Annotated in this window: 3 protein-coding genes; 1 reads left to right on the top strand and 2 read right to left on the bottom strand. The window is 41.0% G+C overall.

All coding sequences use genetic code 11. The annotated features are described in order from the left end of the window. Positions 1 to 130: 130 nt before the first annotated feature. Together L2744_RS21185 and pepE are read right to left on the bottom strand one after the other, a co-directional pair. Positions 131 to 1720: a glucan biosynthesis protein G gene (locus L2744_RS21185; RefSeq protein ID WP_248993734.1), complete on the bottom strand. Its 1590-nt coding sequence runs from the start codon at positions 1718 to 1720 to the stop codon at positions 131 to 133. 347 nt (positions 1721 to 2067) lie between these two features. After that, a complete protein-coding gene (gene pepE / locus L2744_RS21190; RefSeq protein ID WP_248993735.1) occupies positions 2068 to 2778 on the bottom strand; it encodes a dipeptidase PepE in 711 nt (236 codons plus the stop codon). A 290-nt stretch (positions 2779 to 3068) separates the two neighbouring features. Between pepE and htpX the strand changes: the two genes are divergently transcribed. Further along, the gene (gene htpX, locus L2744_RS21195) at positions 3069 to 3932 is read left to right on the top strand and encodes a protease HtpX (protein WP_248993736.1); all 864 of its coding nucleotides are present in this window, start codon (positions 3069 to 3071) and stop codon (positions 3930 to 3932) included. Positions 3933 to 4053: the final 121 nt, after the last annotated feature.

The following is a 4053-nucleotide window of genomic DNA, read 5'->3' on the forward strand; positions in this document are numbered from 1 at the left end:
ACCATCACGTAGTGCTTGAATGGCAGCATTGATATCAAAAGTAGGTGTGGTCATAAATCATCTCTTTTTGGTATAGCTTAAAGAAATGACACAGAAATTTGAACACTACCCTTAGAACACTACTTTCGAACTAAGGCCAATCATCATTATTCCAACGATAGAGCCATGTGGCGGCAATTGGTTTATCGTCTTTTTTCAACTGGATCCTCAGTTCTGCCACATTCGTGCTTTCAGGTTCAAAAGTCACAAATACCCGGACACCATTTATATCTGGGTGAGCTACCATACGTGACGAGAGAATTTTGCCTTTGCTGATGCTGGCATCTATTGCAATTTTATCAATGTCTTGGATTTTGACATTACTGTAATCAATCAGTAGTTCTTTACCTTTAGACTGCTTCTGTCCTTTTGAGCTATATACCACACGAGCCTTAGAAGCCATATTCGGGCTATCGTTTGAGGCTGTTATGCGGTAGGAATAGCGATAGGGTTCATCTTTTTTCAGCCCACCCTTGGGTTCCCAATAGACCACTACATTATCATTGATTTCGGCATTGGAAGGGATTTCCAGCAAAGTAAGTTGTCCCTTGCCCCAATCGGTTAGTGGTTCAATCCAAGCGGATGGACGCAAATGGTAATTCGATTCAAGATCTTGGTAATAATCAAAATTACGATGACGTTGTATTAAACCAAAACCTTTAATATTTTCATCACCAAAAGCACTGATCTGTAATTTATTAGGATTATTCAATGGACGCCATAAACGCTCACCATTACCGCGATCGATTTGTAATCCCTCTGAGTTGTGCACAGCAGGGCGATAATCAGGTTTATCTGGTGAATCTAATCCGCCATATAAAAACATTGAAGTTAAGGGCGCTAGACCAATATATTGGATATCGCGACGAGGAAACAGTGTTACATCGACTTCAATCCGAGTGGGTGAGCCTGGATAGATCCCAAAACGATAGGCCCCCGTAACACTTTGGCTATCCAATAATGCGTGTACTACTATGGCAGTTTGATATTTAGAAGGTCGCTCTATCCAAAAGCGCTTGAAGAGGGGATATTCTTCACCTTTAGGTTGGGCAACATCTATTGCAAGGCCGCGATTGGATAACCCATAGGTTTGTCCCTTAGAGAGGACACGAAAATAGCTGGCACCTTGGAACATAATGAATTCACCTTTTACCCCATCGTCATTGATTGGATAATGGAGTCGTACGCCTGCATACTGACCAACCTGTGTGAGTAATTTTTCAATAACATCACTCGGAACATTAAAGGCGGTTTCAGTTAGTTCTATTGGAAAAGCATGGCTATTTTCGACCACATCAATATCCACAAGGTTTTTATATAAAAAACCAGGGGCAAAAAGTTGGACTGAAAACTTTGTGGGAGTTCCCCCCCAAATAGCGGCGTCTTCTTGGTAATTGATTTTACTGTATGTTGCAAAATCTAAATCAGTCAATTCTTTTGGCGCTTTTTTCGCCTCTTTAAAGGGGTTTTGTGCAAGCTGCTGTGCGAGCGTCACGACAGTGTCATGGGAAAATGTTTTACTTTTTTTATCTTCTCCATTGCTAGCTGCAAAAGCGGGATTGAAACCAATATAGCAGGCAAAAAAAGTCCATAGAAAGAAAGTGAACATAGTTAATTTTTGCTTTGCTATTGCAGGATAGCGATAGCGGGTTGAATTATGGAATGTTAAATGCGGTCGCAAAATGGAAACTCCTCACTTTCATGATCCTAGACGATGCTGATTGAATCCTAGCTTTTCATCTAAATTTTAATTATTTATTAAATGCTTACTATGCTATGGCATAATTGGATTGCATCTCACTGCTTGAGATAACTATCGATTTTATCTCAAAAATCAAGGTATTTATCAGCGAAATTAGTACAGTTAGTTTAGCGGTATAAACATTTTATCTGTACTCTATTATCACTGAAAAGAGATCTAATCGGATGAAATTCACACATCATTAATTTTATTCCCTATAAAACGATTTTTTTGTAACAATTTCAGCGTAAATATATCGCTAATGGCAACATGTTGTAGAGTTGAGCCTATTTCAGTAAATGTGATAAATCACTACCAATGGGGATTAGGATCTCCTGCTGTTCACCACAGAATAAATAGGCCGGATTATCACCTAAAAGTACTAAAGTATTATCCTTACGCCAAAGTGCAGATCCTTCGACTATAGCAACAACAGGCGTTAATGGGTCAACTCTAGTAAATTCTAGCAAGCGTTGGGCACGGGTTTCACCATTGTGTCCAGGCGTACGGTAATTGGAATAATGAGGATTTAATTGAAAGGGTACTAAATTTAATGCCCTGAAAGAGGGGGGTTCGATTATAGGCATGTCATTGGTGGTTCTTATGCTGACTCCCGATACATTAGAGCCTGCACTCCAGCCAATATAAGGTTTACCTTGAGTGACTTCTTCGCGGATAAGATCCACGAGATCATAACGATATAATTCATGCAACAGGTGGAAAGTATTGCCGCCACCAATCAAAATGCCGTCAGCATCTTTTATCGCCTGACGGGGATCGGGATGCTGATGTATGCCACTGATATCGAGGTTTAGCTCGGCAAGACCTATGACGACGGATGCTAAATAAGTGTCGTAACTCATACTGACACCAGCATAGGGAATGAAAATCCATTTTTGAGCTTGAGCGGTGAATGGTTTTATAAAGGGAATAGCATGGGCTAAGTAGGGAGTGTCACCGACACGAGAACTGCTCAGAAGTAAGGTGTTGATGGTCATTTTTAATCCTAAAATTCCAGAGAGTGCTGGTATGTTAACAAAGATTAATCCTGATAAATATAGAGAAATAAGTATGAATTAGCTTGTAGCATAGGCAGCGCTTAGATTTAAGTTTTGATTAATACACTGTCCCTAGACTCTCGATCCATGAACGACAGTGTTTAAAAATACAAGAAAAGGATAACCCGACAAAAAACTCTTTATCTTTACCTTTGAATTTCGATTATTTGGACATATTATGTCTTTGAGCAAAAGTTAAACGGCATAATTAGTGCCCTAAAGGAGCTGAAATGAAGCGTATTTTCTTATTAATTGCGACTAACCTAGCCGTGTTGCTAGTAGCCTCAATTGTGATGTCTATTCTGGGCGTTAACACGTCTACCATGGGTGGATTGTTGGTGTTCGCTGCAATTTTTGGATTCGGTGGGGCTTTTATCAGCTTAGCGATTTCAAAATGGATGGCGAAAAAAGCCATGGGGTGTGAAGTGATTACAACCCCCCGTGATAGCACTGAACGTTGGTTAGTTGAAACGGTTGCCCGCCAAGCCCAGCAAGCTGGAATTAAAATGCCAGAAGTGGCGGTTTACCAGTCACCTGAGATGAATGCATTTGCAACTGGGCCAAGCAAAGATAATTCATTAGTTGCTGTGAGTACAGGTCTACTGTATGGCATGAGCCAAGATGAAATCGAAGCGGTATTAGCCCATGAAGTGAGCCACGTCGCTAATGGTGATATGGTTACTTTGACACTGATCCAGGGTGTAGTGAACACCTTTGTGATCTTCGCTGCCCGTGTAGTCGCAGGTATCATTAATAATTTTGTTTCAAGTAATGATGAAGAAGGCGAAGGCTTAGGTATGTTTGCCTACATGGCCGTAGTTTTTGTTTTAGATATGTTGTTTGGTATTTTGGCTTCAATCATCGTTGCTTATTTTTCACGTATTCGCGAATACCGAGCAGATGAAGGTGCGGCGCGTTTAGCCGGTAAGCATAAAATGATCGCGGCTTTAGAGCGTTTACGCCAAGGCCCTGAGAGTACAGCGATGCCCGCGCAAATGTCTGCATTTGGCATTAATGGTAAGCGTTCAATGGCTGAAATGATGATGAGCCATCCACCATTAGAGAAGCGTATTGCGGCGTTACAAGCCCGCTAAATGGTACTTAGTGTCTAGTCCTGAAATAAGTTGACACTTATTTCCACCTAAAACGCCTGATGAACCTCATCGGGCGTTTTGTATTTTAAGGCCAAATGCGGCCGTCGTTGATTATATATGG

It is taken from the genome of Shewanella profunda, from assembly GCF_023283765.1.
Lineage (GTDB): Bacteria > Pseudomonadota > Gammaproteobacteria > Enterobacterales > Shewanellaceae > Shewanella > Shewanella profunda.

Bases quoted from the DNA above. Each gene is read 5' to 3' on its own strand.
- pepE (WP_248993735.1), bottom strand. From the start codon at position 2,778: ATGACCATCAACACCTTACTTCTGAGCAGTTCTCGTGTCGGTGACACT.
- htpX (WP_248993736.1), top strand. From the start codon at position 3,069: ATGAAGCGTATTTTCTTATTAATTGCGACTAACCTAGCCGTGTTGCTA.